The following is a 17,326-nucleotide window of genomic DNA, read 5'->3' as shown; positions in this document are numbered from 1 at the left end:
TTTTTACGCATCTCACTATTTACAATCAGATCGCTTGCAATAATGAATGCCCTCTCCTGTACTGACAGCTCCATAAAATCATGAGGAAGTATATTGTGGTTCTGCAGGGCCAGATGTGCATAGAAGCAAAAACCATCCTCGCCCTGCTCGATTAGTTTTTTGCTTCATCCACCTTATTCCCAAAATCGATGGTTACGTCAGCATGCTCATTATAAATATTGAGCAGTGCGCCAATTTCACCTGCGGTGAACATCGTCTTTAGCGCATCCGTAGGGCTCAAAATTCTTCTGCCCTCTTTTTCAGACAGAGCATCCAACAGTTCCGCACTGCTCAAATTCGGGCTCACCAAACTCAGCGCAATGGTGGGGTAAAGAGCCTCTAAGCCCTTTAGGCCTTTTGTCTGAACCTCGGCAGACATCTGTCCCATTTCATCTGCATTGAGCGCACGCATTTCAAATTCTGCGTCACCAAAGCTATCCAGCTTAAACGTAACGTTGGGTTTGCGATTCGGGTGCAAAAATTGCATCAAAGATTTATCCATAGTTAGCCCTCCTTATGCCAAGTCAAAGTCGTTAAAGGTAAATGAAGTCTCAATGGTCTGCGCGTTGTCACTGCTATCATCCAGCGCAATCAAGCCGATATTCGCCAAAACCACATCGGAGAGGGTTACGCCAATGCGTTTACTCTGCGAGCTAGCAGAAGCCGCATAAAACTGCAAGCTGATATTGGGTACCGCTCCGCCATTTTTGTAGTCGCGCATTGCTTTAATAAACGCGGGAGTGGTATGGTAATACGTCATATCGCCGCTGCCCTTCAGTCCACGCTGTGCTGCCTGCTCCATCGGGTCATTCAAAAACCTTCTATTTTCAACCACGGCTTCCAGCTTGGCGTTGATTTTAGAGACTTTAAATGCGGACACAATAGAACCGTTTAGTCGAATAAATGCCTCGCCGTCATGTCCAGAAAAAACGTCCTGTAATCTTGTTTTAGCCATTCTTCATTCCTCCTTAAAGTGCCGTCACGGTAACATAGATTTTATCAACTGTATCTACCGCCTTAATGCCTACTACTACATTCACTGCATCACGCTCTGAACCAGCAGCCACGGTAATGTCATCTGCAGAGAAACCCTCCACATATCCCGGGGCAAGATAATTCTGCGTGGTCATCTCAAATACCATTGCTTTAATTTGTGCACGGCCTTCCACACTATTGCGAATTTTACCAACACACTTGGTGTCCAACAGCTTCTGCAAATCACCCTGATATTTCTGCAGGGTACGCATCACCAAACCCTTGCCAAAATCTTTTGGTCGTTTGTCATCAAATTTAGTCAGGCTGGTAATGTCATATAAAACAGCCGGAGAACCGTACAACGGCACAAACAGAACTTCGCCCTTCTGGGTTCTGTCAATCTGCTGGTCACGACTCAAATGCGGTTTTACATCTGTCCAACCAGCGATGCCTCTGCTATAAGTAAGGCTATTTTCCACACCTGCCTGAGCAATCAAGCCAGCAAGTGTCGCACAAGCCTCCGCAGGTGTCAACTCATAATCAACTGTAACACCGCCGGTTGAGTTGCACGCATAAACATTTTCGCAGTTGGGGTTTATGCCGGTTACAACACCCTGTACATACGCCTTATTGGCATTCTGCTCCTGAACAAAGCTAACAACAGGCTCTGCCATCGCTGCATTCGTGCTACAAACCACGTTAAATTCACGCTTTTCCAGCTCTGAGAAAAATGCGGTATAATCACTTTCCGTGCTTCCATCCAGTCCGCCGCTCAGCTTAACTGTAACAGGCTCCAGATCACCAGTGCCGGAAAGTGCTACATAATACGTTGAATACTCTGCCACAGACGAAATTGTCTGAGCATCCACTTCCTGCGTGCCAAGGTAGGTTTTCACCAACCACTTTTCACCGCTCGCACTAACAATAACCGAAAGGTCGTTCCCGCGAGAACCGGCATATACCGCTTCTGCTGTAATTCCAGTGCTCAGCTTCGCTGAAGCTTTTTCACCCGCCGCATTAAGGCGGTACAAAATCAGCTTTTTAGCCCCGTTCATCACTTCGCGAACCAATTTCATAGAAGGATCGGTAATTTTGTAACCCAGAGGGAACAGTGTATTATCCCCTGCATTGATAACGGTCACCTGTTCACCCCAGCGAAGAGGAAGTGCCATCGCTACAACACCCGTAACGCTCAAACCATCCTCACGTGCGCCGGCTTTCAGCTCAATGTTTGTGCCTGGCAAGATTTTTGTAATCAATCTTCATCAGCTCCTTAAGAAGTTATATTTTGGTCTGCGTGTCCGATGATCGCATCATCAGGCACAACAGTTTCCCATACCTTTACAGAACTCGTCATGTAGGCAAGTCCCTCTTCCACGCTTGCACTGCTTGTAAAACAACGAAAGCTGCTTGTGTCGTTTTCTAACATATCTAAATTCTGTTCCAGCAAAAACATGGCATTTTGCAAATCTCTGCGCTCGGTGCCTTCCACTGGAACATACGTGATTTTTAGTCCAAATTCAAATTCTGTGGTCTGCCTAAGCTTCTTTCGATTGGTCATCCAATTACAATCAATAAAAAATGCCGGTGCGTCAGCAGTTTGTGGCAGCCCAATGTAAATTGACGCAAGTGGAAACAAGCTCGCTGTAAGCTGTGCCGCCGCCAGTGTTAATTGATCTAGAATTGTTAGAGATCCATTGTCCATTGCATCTCGCAACGACTGCGAAATGATTATTTTTTCAGATGCTTGCATAATACGCCTCCAAAATAGAATAAATTGTATATCCAATAACTCCCAGATACTATATGTTGATAACTCGGTTGAAATTGTGGAATCACTTTTTTGCTTTTCTGACATATTTTAAAAGAAATGAAAAGAAATGTGGTGATGCAAGTGAACGCAAGTTACAGGATTTCGATGCGTACTCCCATTGGTTTGCAAAATGGAATACTTTTTATTGCCGAAGAAGGAGATAGTATTCGTGGCTCCATTCGCACAATGGGAAATACGAGCTATTTTAAAAATGGAAAGCTAAGAAATAACACATTTGAATTTTCAGGAATTTTGAATACTGGTTTAATGCGGTTAAAATATAGTGCAAAGGGGAAAATAACAGAAAGCAAGTTAGACGCAACGGTGAAAACCGATTACGGCGTTTATTCTTTAGCAGGTATGCGAATTGAATCTTAAATGACCTCTCGTCTTCTTTATTAGGTCTCTCTATTACACCCAACAAACCTTCGATTTCTTTCTCTCTAAAGGGCAAGTTTCATTTTTTTAAATTAATTTATAAAATATGTGGGCAGCTTTAAATAAAAAAAAGACCCTTTGCATCTACTGTTTACAGTAATTGCAAAGGGTTTAAAAATTTGGAATACTTAAAGCTCGGATAGTAAATACAAAATCGAGAAAACTAAGGATGTACGCTATTATGGAAAGGAGTTTTGTTTCAATTGACAGATTATTCAGTAGAAGAAACTGCATTGCTTTATTCCGCTTTACAGTCCAATAAAGATCAATGGATAGGGCAATTGCAGAACCCATATCGTATAGAAGACGTTAATGAAGCTGGAGAAGGTATTCGAACACTTCAACCGCTTATGGAAAAAGTGAAAGAAGATTATATTACACGTGGTGGAGACGCAGCAAATTTGCAACACCAAAAGCACCTTTAATATTATATGAAAACCAGCCCTTGAATCAAAAGATTCAAGGGCTGGTAAGTTTCTCTTTTATTAATTAAAACAGAACGATGGTGTCCTCTTGCACTACACACTCGCATTCATAGCTTTGCTGCTGTTTTGTCTCCAAATCATAAATCGAATAAAAAACATATGAATCCGTTTCATCGCTAATAACATATTCCGCAACTAAATAACGATTCTCTACACAAGCAACAAATTGCCCGAGCTCCTTGCTGTATTGGCTGCTTACCTCAGTATTTAGTACACCCTGTATTTCATATGTATCTTCCAACTCGGTCACTCGGTAAATACGGGCAGGACTCTGCTCAATAAAGAAGCTTGCCGGCTCTTCGTCTTCTTTTAAATTCAGTTCGGCAACAACGGTTTTTTTACCACCAACTTTTTCTACCATGCAAATGCGTTGGTCACTATTGGGGTAATATTTTGCGCGAAAATATAGGCTAAGCTCATCTTGTCCTACATAACGCACCAGCCCGTGTGTTCCGGCGCTTAAAACAAGCTCTAACGGTAAATGTGTCTCATCCGCTTTTACCGATACAACAAAATCAAGTAGCGGGCAAAGCCAAACGTTATCATTGATTTCGTCGCCTAGCCATCTACGGTTCCGATAACATTTTTCTTTTTCTTCGTCGCTGCCATAAGGTTCTAAAATTAAAAGCATGCGTTCACCGGCCGCGTCAAATGGAATCAGCTTTTCTGCAGACAAGTTGCAAATTCGCTTATCTCTTACATAATAATAACGTTCTTCTTCTATATCATATAGGTAAGCAACCCGTTCAAATCCAGATGCTTTTTTATACTCTTCAAACAAGCGTTTATGCAACTCATTCTCTTCCGTATAAAAAATCACACGGCTTTCATCCAGAGCAATACAATCGGAGAAGCTCCCAATAAAACGCAGCTTTTCCGCGTTTTTTTCCTCACCGGTTTGCTTATCGAAACGCAAAAGTCGGGCTGAGCTATCCCCGTTTTCCATAATTACAATAATATCATTTGGGAAAGAGAAAAAGTGAAGCACCACAGAAGGGTCTCCTAAAAAACAATTGGCTATCATGCGTTCTGATTCTGTTTTTCTATCGTATTCCAGCAAGAACAGACTATAATGCCCCTCCTCCGCTTTTTCTTCTGCATAATAAACCGTTGTTTCGCTGATTTCAATCAGCTTTACATGGCTATCAGTGACCTTGTTGCGTAAATCCACAACCGTCATTCTATTCCCCCGCTTTCCCGCCGGATGCAGCAATTCTGCCCGACCTTATCGTCAATCTTAATTCAATGGTTGTCATCTATGTATACGTTATTTCAAACTGTCTTAATTCTCTCCCATGCGTCGAAAGCTCTGCTTTCGGCTACGCCGTGAGGTTATTCAATCACAGAAATTCTGAATTCGCTTATCCCCTTGTCTCCAAGTTATAACAATGAAAAAACCTAAGATTCAATGCTCTCTCAGGCGTCGAAAGCTCTGCTTTCGGCTACGCCGTGAGGTTATTATAACATAATCCTCCAATTTTTGCATTCCCCATATCAAATTAAAAAGAGAAAAAAGCCTTGAATCAATGTTGATTCAAGGCTAAGAAACGCTTTCTTAACGACTCTCAAAAGAAGACTCTTTATCGGAGGAATCCGCTTCCTGCTTTTCTTCATAGATAAACTCAACAAGCTTCTTATGGTTCTTTTTAAAATCAGCAATCAAAGAAGAACCTACACCAGGAACATTCTGGTTAGTAAAAGCACCGTCTACCGGAATGCGATTTTGACTCGTAGGGTAATTCAGGTATGTCAGTGAGTTTGCGGCCAAAGAGAGAATCTCATTTTTCGTCATATTGGTTTTTACGAGTGGCAGTACATCATATAAAATTCCATTGATCTCGCCTAAATCGGCAGATTTAAACTTATCTACAATAGACTGAAGCACTTTTCGTTGGCGCAGAGTGCGCTCATAGTCGTCGCCAATCGCGCGGATGCGGGAATAATAGTGAGCCTGTCTGCCTGTCATATGCTGTACACCGCTGGTTAATCGTTTGGAAGAAGGCTCACCTGAATACGTATTAATCAGCTTTGCTTCTGCACTCGTAATTTCGAGTGTAACACCACCAAGGCGGTCAATAATCTTATTAAAAGAATCATTTCCAATTAGCACGTATCGGTCAATATCTACTCCAAAGCTATTTTCAATGGTCTGCACGGTCAATGTTGGGCCGCCAAGAGAGTATGCAACCGTCAATTTATTGGCATGATAACCAGGAATAGAAACGTATAGGTCTCTCATAAAAGAAGTCATCTTCAGTTTCTCATGCCTGCGGTCCAACGAAACCAGCAGCATACTGTCGCTGCGCCCGCGGTCATTTGCTTCGTAATCATCCACGCCCAATAATAGAACATTGAGGATTTTATCATCATGATATAACCCATTTACTACGTATTGAGAATTTCCTATGTTTTCAAAAGAGGTTACTGTCGAGTTCTTTTGTGGAGTGGAAGACTCTACCGGGTCCTGCTGAAACTGAATGCGGCCAAGCAGATGGTCTGCGTATACCAAAGTACCGCCTACCGTTATTAAAACAAGGCTTACCACTAAAATTGCAACATTTAAAATAAATGTCTTTTTCCCTTTTCCAGATGAGGGTTTCTTCCCTTTCATCGGCTTGTTCTTATTCACAACATCATCCCTTCTTCGGCTCATGGGCATTACACCCGCACCGCAGTACGCCTTTATGTGTTATCTTGTTCTTATTTATCCTCTTTATGTCTTCCAAAATCCACTCAAAATACCTTTTATTTTTAACTTAGTTATCCATATCGTCGCCAATCTGTTGGGGTAAGTCCTGTTCATCCAGTGTTAGTTCATACGACGGCATAAATTCAGCTAAAAAACAATCTGCCTCCGGTAAACCCATCGCCATTATGGTTTCACGCTGTGCCTGCTCCGCACGGTGGAACTCTGCATTGCCCATTCCGCGCTCTTCTACGCATTTAATTAAAGCAGATATTTTATCTGCTGCCTTAATGAGCGTGTAAAGCTCGCGGTCACCTGGCTCATCTTCGCAAATAAGAGGCTGATATTCTCCCCTAAGGTCATCCGGCAATAGACTCAAAAGCCTTTTTTGCGCCATCTCTTCTACCCGGCGGTACGCCTGCCGAATTTCCGGATTATCGTATTTCACCGGGGTAGGAAGATCCCCTGTTATAATTTCTGTTGCATCATGAAACATTGCTAGCACCGCCGCCCGTTCTGGGTTTACACTGCCACCAAAGCGAGAATTGCGTAAAAGTGCCAGCGCATGTGCAATTATCGCCACATCAAGACTATGCTCACAGATGTTTTCACTTCTGGTATTTCGCATGAGCCCCCAGCGATTAATATATTTCATTCGCGATAGCATCGCATAGAAATGATACATTTTGTTTCCTCCCAGCCGCTTTTATGACATATTTCGGCTTAAAGCAACTACGACAGTTATTATAGCAGAGAAAAACGCAGGATACAATAAAACGAAATTATTTTACAATTGGCTTCATTTCCTCTTCTTTCATGGGAATTCCTATGTTATAATAACCAAAGCATCGCTTTCTTAATTTCTTATTTGTATAATATTTAAGCGGTCTTTCCCACAGCCGCTTTTTCATTTTGCTCTATCATTCTTGCCGCCTGCTTTCTTTTACAATTGGCAAATTCTTAGGGCAAGCAGTTTTTATTTTCTGCGCAAAGGAGTGGATGGTTTTGAACCTACTTTCCAGACCAGTGGAAAACGTACTCACAAAAGCATTTTTGTATAGTCTGGGTCTTGCCACGCTGATTTTTCTTCCCTTTCAGCTGGTAGACAGCGGCTATTTTTTATTTTATGGGGATTTTAACGTTCAGCAAATTCCCTTTTATCGCATGTGCCACGACGCCATTCGCAGCGGTAATTGGCACTGGAGCTGGACAACCGACCTAGGCGCCAATTTTATTGGCTCTTACTCTTTCTATTTAATCGGTAGCCCCTTTTTCTGGTTGACACTTCCGTTCCCAAGCAGTGCCATCCCTTATTTGATGGGTCCACTTCTGGTGCTCAAATTTGCCTGCTCCGGATGTGCCGGCTGCCTATATCTAAAGCGCTATCTACGCGACCCACAGTACGCAGTGGTCGGCGGAATGCTCTATGCTTTTTCCGGCTTCTCCGTCTATAATATATTCTTTAACCATTTTCATGAGGCTATCATTGTATTCCCGATTCTTTTGTGGGCAATGGATGAGTACATGTATCACCGCAGGCGCGGTATATTTGCAGTAACCGTTTTTGTAAGCTGCTTTGTAAACTACTACTTTTTTGTGGGACAAGTTGTTTTTTGTATTTTATATTGGCTGGTGCGAGCATTCTGCGGCAGCTGGAAGATAACGATACGAGATTTTCTACTTCTACTGTTAGAATCCGTTCTCGGTGTAGCTCTCTCCAGCGCACTTCTTGTTCCCACTGTTCTTACGGTTCTTCAAAATCCCCGTGTAAATAACCCGCCTGACGGCTGGAGCTCTTTGCTTTACGGGTGGAATCAGCGCTATGTACACATTTTACAATCTTTCTTCTTCCCACCAGATATACCTGCGCGCCCGAACTTTACCCCCAATTCCGAAGCAAAATGGGCATCCCTCGGGGCTTGGCTTCCCTTGTTCAGCATGACCGGTGTGTTTGCCTTCCTGCAAAGCAGAAACCGCCATTGGCTGAAAAAACTCCTTGGCATTCTGTTTTTAATGGCATTTGTGCCGATTCTTAATTCGGCATTTCAATTATTTAACGCCTCTTACTATGCACGTTGGTTTTATATGCTTGTACTCATGATGTGCCTTGCAACCTTAATATCCTTGGAGCGGGAAAGCAGCGACTGGCGCCGCGCCGTGCGCTGGGTACTTGGTATTACGCTCGGCATTGCGCTACCAATTGGTTTAATTCCACAGTCCAAAACCAGCAACGGCACAACCACGCGCACAATTGGTCTGGAAGATTACCCCACCCGCTTTTGGGCTTATGTAGCACTGGCATTGCTCGGTCTCCTCGCACTTTGCATCGTTATGAAATATTGGAAACGCGATAAAAAGGTATTTCAACGCAAGCTATTTGCTGGAATTGCCGCAATGTCCTTTTTATACTCCATCTTTTTCATCTCTCTCGGTAAAACGCAGTCGGAGGATGTTCGCCGCCAGTTAATTCCCTATGCACTCAACGGTGGTGCAGATGTCACTTTACCCGATTTACAAAACGTACGTTCCGATTTCTACCATGCGATGGATAACCAAGCCATGTATTGGCAAATACCAACCATCCAAGCGTTTCACAGCATTGTGCCAGGCTCCATAATGGAGTTTTACCCAACCATTGGCGTCACGCGAGACGTAGGCTCGCGGCCAGACACCAAAACGTATGGACTGCGCGCGTTTACCTCTTGCCGGTGGTTGTTCGACCCCATTAATGACGATAATTATTTTGGTGGTGAAAACCGCCAGAATCCAGAGATGCCCGGCTGGCGTTATTTTGGCACACAAAACGGTTTTGACATTTGGGAAAACGAATATTACATTCCCATGGGTTTTAGCTACGACAGCTATGTTACACAAGAGCAGTACGACGAAACCGCGGAAGGGAACCGCAACATACTATTGCTGCACTCCCTCGTACTTTCTGATGAGCAGATAAAAAAATATGGCTCCATTTTAACCCAACAAGAGATCTCAGACATCGATTTTAATTACAACGATTATTATGAAGCATGTCTGCAACGGCGTGATAGTGCTGGAACGGATTTCTCGCACGACAATACCGGGTTCTCCCTGCATTACTCAACAGAAAAGGAGCGGCTGGTGTTTTTCAGCGTTCCTTATGAGTCGGGCTGGAGTGCAACAGTGAATGGCAAGTCGGTTGATATAGAAAAGGTAAGCATCGGCTTTATGGCCGTTCCTGTTCCTGCTGGGGAGTCTACGATTCGCTTTGAATACCATACTCCTGGTCTTATGAAAGGAATCGCACTTTCCGGAGCCGCATTTCTATTACTGCTTCTCTATGTTCGTATCTGCAAGCGTTACGATAGTCAATTAAAAACGGCTACCAAGCGCCGTACGTTCCGTATCAAACAATCGGAGCAAAACATGCCACCGTTCGGCGGAGGCATGGAGGAGGAATTGTAATGTCTATTGTCTATTTCGTCATTCCCTGTTACAACGAAGAACAGGTATTGCCTGAAACGGTAAAGCGCCTCACCACAAAACTAAATAGCATGATTGCAAGCGGAATCGCATCACCCGAAAGCCGCATGCTGTTTGTAGATGATGGTAGCCGCGACAAAACCTGGGAGATGATTGAAACCTTTCACAATGAAAACCCTATGATAGGCGGCGTTAAGCTGGCACACAACCGAGGCCACCAGAATGCCCTGTTGTCCGGCTTGATGACAGCGCGTAAATACGCAGACTGTGCCATTAGTCTGGATGCCGACCTTCAGGATGACATTGAAGTGCTTGACCAATTTGTTCGCCAGTACCAAGAAGGGTGCGATGTTGTATACGGGGTTCGCAGCAAACGTGAGACAGATACCTTCTTTAAGCGCAGTACCGCATTGGGCTTTTACCGTGTGATGAAGCTCTTAGGAGTTGACCTTGTCTTCAACCATGCAGATTACCGCCTGATGAGCCGCCGCGCGCTTGATGCGCTCTCCGATTACCGAGAAACCAACCTGTTCCTGCGCGGTATCGTGCCGCTCATTGGTTTTCGAAGTGGTACCGTAACGTATGAGCGCCATGAGCGCTTTGCAGGGGAATCGAAATACCCGCTCAAGAAAATGATTTCCTTTGCGCTGGACGGTATTACCTCATTTAGTGTAAAGCCCCTCAAAATCATTGCTAATTTTGGCGTTTTGGTTTCCATCCTCAGTATTCTGGGTTTGCTGTATGCACTTATCTCTTATTTTACCGGCAATGCAGTAGCTGGCTGGACCGCCATCGTCTGCTCCATTTGGCTGTTGGGGGGAATACAGCTTCTCTGCATTGGTGTACTAGGTGGTTATATTGGGAAAATCTACAATGAAGTGAAGGATAGACCACGCTATTTAATTGAAAAAGAACTTTAAAACTTATGAAGTGACCCGTAAGCAACGGGTCGCTTTTTTTATGTTCCTCTCATGGAAAGGAATGGAACGGTAAAATTTGAGCAAATTATTGGGAGATGTGTTCTTCCAACTTACCGCAGCTTTACAGCGGCAAACCCTCTCAACTCCATTCTGTGAAAGGAAATAAGCAATGCTCAAACAGTTAACCTCTCTTTTGGGGGAATACCGCAAAGACGCCATACTTGCACCATTGTTTATTCTTGTGGAGGTTGCAATGGAGCTGCTCATCCCTTACCTTGTGTCCGGCCTTATTGACTATGGCGTATTGGGCAGTGGTGGTATTGTATATACCATAAAAATAGGTGCGCTAATGGTATTTATGGCAATTGCGGCCTTGGCATTCGGTGCCTTGGCTGGCAGATTTGCCGCGCGAGCATGTACCGGTCTTTCAGCAAATATTCGCGATGCTATGTTTGAAAAAATAACGGAGTTTTCTTTTTCTAATATAGACCATTTCTCTTCGGCATCCCTCATCACTCGACTCACCTCCGACGTTAACAATGTGCAAAATGCCTTTCTCATGTTTTTACGCCTTGGTCTGCAAGCGCCTATCCAATTAATTGGCGCAACCGCAATGGCTGTGCTCATTAGCCGCCGCCTCTCGGTTATTTTTCTTGCCGCCATTCCAGTTTTAGCTATCACAATGGTGTACATGATGAAAAATGGGTATCCCCGTTTTCAAGAGATGCTAAAGCGAGTTGATGACATGAACGCCTCTGTTCAAGAAAACCTAAATAACATCCGGGTTGTAAAATCTTATGTACGAGAGGAATATGAGAGCCAAAAATTTGCAGAGCAAACCAAAACACTGCAAAACACACAATTTATTGCCGAGCGCCTTATCTTATTTACTCTACCAATTTTGCAGCTAACCATTTTTGGCTGTATCGTAGCAGTGGTCTGGTTGGGTGGGAATCTAGTCATTCAAAAAGGACTTGAGCTTGGTCAGCTATCTGCTTTTATCAGCTATATTTCTCAAATATTGATTTCCCTGATGTTCCTCTCCATGATTTTTTTACTCAGCGTTTTATCCCGAGCCTCAGTAACAAGAATTCAAGAGGTTCTCGCAGAATCCCCCTCCATCTCAGATTCTCCCTCATCCACCTTAACTCCTAACGATGGCTCTATTGAATTTGTAGATGCTTCTTTCTCTTACGGAGATTCTTCAAGCAACCTTGCTCTCCATCACATCAGCCTGTCCATAAAATCGGGTGAAACTATTGGAATTATCGGAGGTACCGGTTCGGCGAAATCCACATTGGTGCAACTCCTTCCTCGGCTTTATGAGCTGTCGAGCGGAAAGCTGTACGTTGGCGGTAACCCCGTTGAGGACTACTCTTTTCAAGCGCTGCGCAGTGCCGTTGCGTTGGTACTGCAAAAAAGCACCCTATTCACGGGAAGCGTTCGCCAAAACCTTTTGTGGGGTAATCCAAATGCAACAGAGGAAGAACTGATTCACGCCTGTTGCATTGCACAAATTATGGAGTTTATTAAAACGTTACCAAATGGCTTCGACACTCACGTTGAACAAGGAGGCACTAACTTTTCCGGTGGACAAAAACAACGCCTATGCATTGCACGAACCTTACTCACCCGCCCAAAAATAATCGTGTTTGATGATTCCACCAGCGCGGTGGATACCACCACCGACTCCAGAATCCATGAAGGAATCCGAAGAGAACTGCACGGTACTACAATTCTCATTATCTCCCAACGCATTGCATCCTTACGTGGTGCAGACCGCATTATTGTAATGGAGAATGGGAGCATTTGCGGTGTTGGTACACACGAGGAGCTTCTCACCGGCAATGCCATTTACCGCGAGATTGCTAACTTGCAAGAAAAAGGGGGATTGGTCTCGTGAATGCAGAAAACCAAGCAGAAGTAATTGCCACACCAACCCCAGAGGCGAAAGGTACCGGAGAAACCATCCGCCGTATTTTCAGTTATTTACAGCCCTATCGTTTTCATCTTATCGCCGTTGGCATTTTAATCATTGTAAGTTCCGCCGCGCAAATAGCCGGGAGTGCATTGCTCAAAACCATTATTGATGAATGCATTACCCCCCTCACTCAGCAATATAATATCGCCTTAATGCAAACCTTTTTCCGGCTAACTATTACAATGCTCGCCTTATTTGTCGCAAGTGCCCTTGCCTCTTATGTATACGGGTATTGGATGCTAAAAATATCTACGGAAACACTTTGTCGCATTCGAACCGAGCTTTACGAGAAGCTAGAGCGGCTGCCCCTGCGCTATTTTGATTCCAAACCGAATGGTGAGCTGATGAGCCTCTTTACCAATGATACCGACGCACTGCGTGAAATGCTCAATAACAGCATCACCAGCTTTTTTTCTTCCCTACTGACTGTGATTGGCATTTTTGCACTCATGCTCTATTACAGCTGGCAATTAACACTCCTCACCATACTCCTTTTCGTTGTCATGCTTCAAGTAATACGTGTCATTGGCGGCAAAAGCGGGAATGCGTTCGAGTCACAGCAGGCAGCTATCGGCTCCCTAAATGGTTATATTGAAGAAATGATAGAAGGCCAACGTGTGATAAAAGTGTATCGGCAGGAAGAAGCCGCAAAGCAGGAGTTCCGCAAACGGAATGAAGAACTGCGTCAGTCTGCCGATAAAGCAAACACCTTTGCCAATATCCTTTTGCCCATTCTCACAAATTTATCGAGCTTACAGTTTGCCCTTACAGCCGTTGTCGGCTGTATACTAGCGATTAGCCAAATCCTTACCCTTGGTACCGTAGTGCTATTTTTGCAGTTTACCCGCAGCTTTTCTTCCCCATTAACCCAAATGTCTCAGCAAATTAGTGCTGTACTCAGCGCATTGGCGGGAGCCCAGCGTATTTTTGCAGCTATTGATGAACCACCCGAACCAAACCATGGGAAAACTACGCTGACTGCCTGCGAGCTGAAACCATCTTCCACTCTGCAAAATCCGAGCAAACGCAAGGGCTGGGCATGGAATATCCCAAGTGCAACGGGTACACTCACTCAACTTCCACTAAAAGGTCAAATTGAGTTTAAACAGGTTTCGTTCGGCTATCACTCTGAAAAGCCTGTTCTTACCAATCTAAGTCTATGCGCTTATCCTGGGCAAAAAATTGCATTTGTTGGTTCTACCGGAGCGGGAAAAACGACCATTACAAACCTGATTAACCGATTTTATGAAATTGAACAAGGCTCTATCCTCTTCGATGGAATCGATATTCAACACATTCAAAAAGATTCACTGCGCCACTCCATGGCATTGGTACTGCAAGACACGAACCTCTTTACCGGAACGGTAATGCATAACATCCGCTATGGCAGGTTAAATGCAACCGATGATGAGGTGATAAAAGCCGCCATAACAGCTGGTGCTGATACATTCATTCGCCAGTTGCCACAGGGATACGATACTGTGCTAACTGCAGACGGAACCAACCTTTCGCAGGGGCAGCGGCAGCTATTGGCAATCGCCCGGGCTGCGATTGCTAACCCACCCGTTTTAATATTGGATGAAGCAACCTCCTCCATCGATACACGCACAGAGGCAATCATTGAACAAGGGATGGATCGCCTCATGCAGGGTCGAACCGTATTTGTGATTGCCCATCGCCTCTCTACTGTGCGCCATGCCAACCAAATTCTTGTGTTAGAGCATGGCTGTGTGGTGGAGCAAGGCAATCACGAAGAGCTTCTAGCTATAAACGGCAAATACGCACAGCTTTACAATGGTCTGCTTGAGCTTTCTTAAGCTTACATCTATGGTCTATTGTTTTGCTCCATGTTGCTCAATTCAATTGCGTTTGTCCAACTAATAGTCAAACGTCTAAGAACTACACTTCTCTAGCTTCTTGTCATAACAAGCGATTTAAATTTTAATTATTGAACTTAGCAAAATTATAAGTAAAAAAGCTCTTTCCAAAAAGGAAAGAGCTTTTGTTTTAGCTTTCATTTTTATTCAGTTCCGGTTCTGGGAAGCTCATGCGCTTGCAGCTCCCGTTCCATATCGGCTACTGGCAGCCCCATTGCATCCTCTACAGGCACCGCAATCGACATGCCCCGTGCCTCCGTACAGAACCCACAGTTCTGGCATATGGCACGCATAATGTCCTGCTTTTTCTCGCGCAGAGTTAAAATCAGAACAATTTCTTTTTCCGGATGAATTGAGAAGCCAAGGATTTTTTCAGCCTCGTGCATTCCCGCTCCACGTGCTAATAAAATGGTTCCTCCGGTGGCTCCGCCCAGCTTTGCCGCTTTCATCACCTGTTCCGAGTATCCACGGTTTACAATGGTAATGATGAGATTATACTGGCTCGCAGCAATCACAGGAATCCCCCTTTCCTTTTTGAAAATCTCCCGTCATGAGTGAAAGGGTTTTTGCTCCGCCCACACTCGAAATCGGGATTGTAAATGCCACGCCGCTGCCTGCTTTATCCAAATGCAGTTCACGTTGAAGCTGTTCCATTAATGCAGGAACTTTTTCTGCCGGAGCAGAGCTAAGCACAATATCCTTTTCCGTTTCGCCAATCCCCAAGTAATTGAGTAGCTCTGAGCTGGCGGTGCCATGTCCTAAAAAGATATAGTTAAATGTGAGATTCTCGGAATTTAAAAGCTTTGATACCTTTTCCCCTTGATGGCGGTTCACAATCGCAACGATCAAAGAAAGCTTTTTCGACAAGGCTGTATCCAACATCCTTTCGTCCTCCCTTAACCCCGTCAGGGTTCTTTGCCAAAGCCATTTCCCGCAGCCGGGCAGGCATTTTGTGCAAGCAGTGAGCAGAGAAAATCAGTCTCCCTGCGCTCCGTCGTTCCATTATATAGAATTAACCGTCTTTCGTCAATCCCTAGCCTGTTTTTCCAGCAAGTAAAAAATCAATTCCGGCAGAATTGGGGCGGAACACAATACCGGTAACCCCTTTTCCGGTAGCAAAGTAACTATTTTTATAATAAATCGGGTAAAAAACAGCATTGGCACTCAGGTAGTTTTCCGCCTGAATATACGAAGCAAGCGCTCCCGTATTGCCAGTTTGCTCTGCTGTAATCAACAAGCGGTCAAAATCCTGGCTGCTTAGGCGAGCCGGGTTCAGCGGACTATCGGAACGAAATACCGAAAGCAGCTTTCCACCCTGCTCCGGGTGAATCCCGGTTAATGCAATTTGGTATTCCCCGTTATCCACTGCTTTTTGCAGCTCTTCTTCCGCCATAGGCTGCATACTAAAATACTGGCCTGTTAGGTGATTCCATGCCACCAATATTTCATTTACCATCCGCTTTGACTGTTCCGTGTCAGGGCACAGTACTGTTACACGAGAAAACTCGGGGTGACCCAGCTCCTTCAAGCCGGCTTGCAGCATTGCACCACCCTGCGTGCTCTCTTTCAGGTAGCCGGATGCTGTACTGGCTAGCTTCCGGTAGTTTTCACCCATAAGCATTGCTTGCGGGCCAACAATATATTCGGCACGTTGCGCTTTTTCCGGCAGCTGTTCCATGAGCTTTTGTCGCGGGAGGGACTGAATTAATCCCTGCCGAATTTTTAAATTTTGCATGAGTGCATCTTGTGTATTAAATGAAAGCCCCCAAGTAATGTCTTGAAATGAGGTGACCGACAGTTCCAACTCCTGCGCTTGCACAGCCTGTTGTTCTGAAACTGCAATGGCATCCACCTTTTTCGTGGTAAGCGCCTTGATTGGGTCAGATACGTCAACATCAGAACCTATCATTGAAAAAATCAAGGCTGCCGGCAGCGCAGCTTGCGCACCCTGGTACTTATCCGAACGGCTCAGTTTAATCTGCTTGCCGTGGTCCCAACTGTATTTGGTACTCAAAACAAACGGGCCATTGCTAACAATTGCTTTGTATTCCAGACCATATTTTCCCTGCGTTTGCTGAAAAAATGTTTCGTTGCAGGGCATGAATACACTCTGTGCAGTGAGCGCCGGGAAATCAGGGTACGCATATTCCAGCTGAACTACAAGGGTTTTATCGTTTTGAACCGTCACTCCAAGCTGTTCTACGGGTAAAGAGCCTTCACTGATTTTCCTCGCATTTTTGATTGCGTACAGTGGGCGGCACGCCAAAGACTTTGTTTGCGGTGCCAATGCCCGGCGGAACGCAAACGCAAAATCGGCAGCGGTCACTGGCTGCCCATCAGACCAAACGGCTTTATCTCGCATACGAAAAGTAAACTGCGTAGATGTAGCATTTGCGCTCCAGCTCTCCGCAACACCCGGGGTTGCTTTTCCGTTTGCATCTAACCGAGCGAGGCCTTCATATAAGGCGCCAATAGTTAAAAGAGCAGAGGAATCCGTGGCCACCTGAGGGTCAAGTGTTTGTGGCTCTTTTTCAATATAATACTGAATTACCTTATCTGCTGCCTCATTCTTTTTTTGACCACAAGACGGGAACACGAGCAGCATGCACACAACAAGAAGTGCAGAAAGTAGCCTTCTCAACTTTATCACCAA

General features: G+C 44.7%; 16 protein-coding genes. 6 read left to right on the top strand and 10 right to left on the bottom strand.

From position 1 onward, the window contains the following. Nucleotides 1-151: 151 nt before the first annotated feature. The 4 genes from CAN90_RS01785 to CAN90_RS01770 are packed head-to-tail and all read right to left on the bottom strand — an operon-like array spanning nt 152 to nt 2,767. Nucleotides 152-541 carry a phage tail assembly chaperone gene (locus tag CAN90_RS01785; RefSeq protein ID WP_085832119.1) on the bottom strand — a complete coding sequence of 130 codons (390 nt, stop codon included), beginning with the start codon at nt 539-541 and terminating at the stop codon, nt 152-154. 12 nt (nt 542-553) lie between these two features. After that, nucleotides 554-994, bottom strand: coding sequence for a phage tail tube protein (locus tag CAN90_RS01780; RefSeq protein WP_085832118.1), 441 nt, complete (start codon nt 992-994; stop codon nt 554-556). 13 nt (nt 995-1,007) lie between these two features. After that, nucleotides 1,008-2,273, bottom strand: coding sequence for a phage tail sheath subtilisin-like domain-containing protein (locus tag CAN90_RS01775; protein WP_085832117.1), 1,266 nt, complete (start codon nt 2,271-2,273; stop codon nt 1,008-1,010). A 14-nt stretch (nt 2,274-2,287) separates the two neighbouring features. Next, nucleotides 2,288-2,767 (bottom strand): phage tail terminator family protein, encoded by a 480-nt coding sequence (locus tag CAN90_RS01770; RefSeq protein ID WP_085832116.1) that lies wholly within the window; start codon nt 2,765-2,767, stop codon nt 2,288-2,290. Nucleotides 2,768-2,902: 135 nt separating this feature from the next. Between CAN90_RS01770 and CAN90_RS01765 the strand changes: the two genes are divergently transcribed. Together CAN90_RS01765 and CAN90_RS01760 are read left to right on the top strand one after the other, a co-directional pair. Beyond that, on the top strand, nt 2,903-3,205 hold the full coding sequence (locus CAN90_RS01765) for a hypothetical protein (RefSeq protein WP_242953542.1): 303 nt from the start codon (nt 2,903-2,905) through the stop codon (nt 3,203-3,205). Nucleotides 3,206-3,468: 263 nt separating this feature from the next. Beyond that, entirely contained in the window at nt 3,469-3,690 is a 222-nt protein-coding gene (locus CAN90_RS01760) for a hypothetical protein (RefSeq protein WP_085832115.1), read from the top strand. 64 nt (nt 3,691-3,754) lie between these two features. Here CAN90_RS01760 and CAN90_RS01755 read toward each other — a convergent pair whose 3' ends face one another. From CAN90_RS01755 to yfbR, 3 genes are all read right to left on the bottom strand, one after another. Then, nucleotides 3,755-4,930 carry a hypothetical protein gene (locus CAN90_RS01755; protein ID WP_085832114.1) on the bottom strand — a complete coding sequence of 392 codons (1,176 nt, stop codon included), beginning with the start codon at nt 4,928-4,930 and terminating at the stop codon, nt 3,755-3,757. A 375-nt stretch (nt 4,931-5,305) separates the two neighbouring features. Beyond that, nucleotides 5,306-6,403 (bottom strand): LCP family protein, encoded by a 1,098-nt coding sequence (locus tag CAN90_RS01750; protein WP_242953541.1) that lies wholly within the window; start codon nt 6,401-6,403, stop codon nt 5,306-5,308. Between the two features lie 103 nt (nt 6,404-6,506). Then, nucleotides 6,507-7,121 carry a 5'-deoxynucleotidase gene (yfbR, locus tag CAN90_RS01745; RefSeq protein WP_085832112.1) on the bottom strand — a complete coding sequence of 205 codons (615 nt, stop codon included), beginning with the start codon at nt 7,119-7,121 and terminating at the stop codon, nt 6,507-6,509. 320 nt (nt 7,122-7,441) lie between these two features. On the opposite strand from yfbR, the gene CAN90_RS01740 reads away from it, so the two are divergent. The 4 genes from CAN90_RS01740 (at nt 7,442) to CAN90_RS01725 (ending at nt 14,613) form a co-directional block, all read left to right on the top strand. Beyond that, a complete protein-coding gene (locus CAN90_RS01740) occupies nt 7,442-9,877 on the top strand; it encodes a YfhO family protein (protein WP_085832162.1) in 2,436 nt (811 codons plus the stop codon). Beyond that, a complete protein-coding gene (locus CAN90_RS01735; protein ID WP_085832111.1) occupies nt 9,877-10,815 on the top strand; it encodes a glycosyltransferase family 2 protein in 939 nt (312 codons plus the stop codon). The genes CAN90_RS01740 and CAN90_RS01735 overlap by 1 nt, the downstream gene beginning before the upstream one ends. A 169-nt stretch (nt 10,816-10,984) precedes the next feature. Further along, complete coding sequence (locus CAN90_RS01730; RefSeq protein ID WP_085832110.1) at nt 10,985-12,718, top strand: ABC transporter ATP-binding protein; 1,734 nt, start codon at nt 10,985-10,987, stop codon at nt 12,716-12,718. Beyond that, complete coding sequence (locus CAN90_RS01725) at nt 12,715-14,613, top strand: ABC transporter ATP-binding protein (protein WP_085832109.1); 1,899 nt, start codon at nt 12,715-12,717, stop codon at nt 14,611-14,613. The genes CAN90_RS01730 and CAN90_RS01725 overlap by 4 nt, the downstream gene beginning before the upstream one ends. 203 nt (nt 14,614-14,816) lie before the next feature. Here the strand turns inward: CAN90_RS01725 and CAN90_RS01720 are convergent, their stop codons facing one another. From CAN90_RS01720 to CAN90_RS01710, 3 genes are all read right to left on the bottom strand, one after another. After that, nucleotides 14,817-15,188: a transcriptional regulator gene (locus tag CAN90_RS01720; RefSeq protein WP_085832108.1), complete on the bottom strand. Its 372-nt coding sequence runs from the start codon at nt 15,186-15,188 to the stop codon at nt 14,817-14,819. Beyond that, nucleotides 15,166-15,555 (bottom strand): hypothetical protein, encoded by a 390-nt coding sequence (locus CAN90_RS01715; protein WP_085832107.1) that lies wholly within the window; start codon nt 15,553-15,555, stop codon nt 15,166-15,168. The genes CAN90_RS01720 and CAN90_RS01715 overlap by 23 nt, the downstream gene beginning before the upstream one ends. A 151-nt stretch (nt 15,556-15,706) precedes the next feature. Next, nucleotides 15,707-17,314: a peptide ABC transporter substrate-binding protein gene (locus CAN90_RS01710; protein ID WP_242953540.1), complete on the bottom strand. Its 1,608-nt coding sequence runs from the start codon at nt 17,312-17,314 to the stop codon at nt 15,707-15,709. Nucleotides 17,315-17,326: the final 12 nt, after the last annotated feature.

It is taken from the genome of Clostridium merdae (genome assembly GCF_900176635.1).
GTDB classification, from domain to species: Bacteria; Bacillota; Clostridia; order Oscillospirales; family Acutalibacteraceae; genus Faecalispora; species Faecalispora merdae.
The sequence above is the reverse complement of the archived record's forward strand: the minus strand, read 5'-3'. Positions and strand labels throughout refer to the sequence as shown.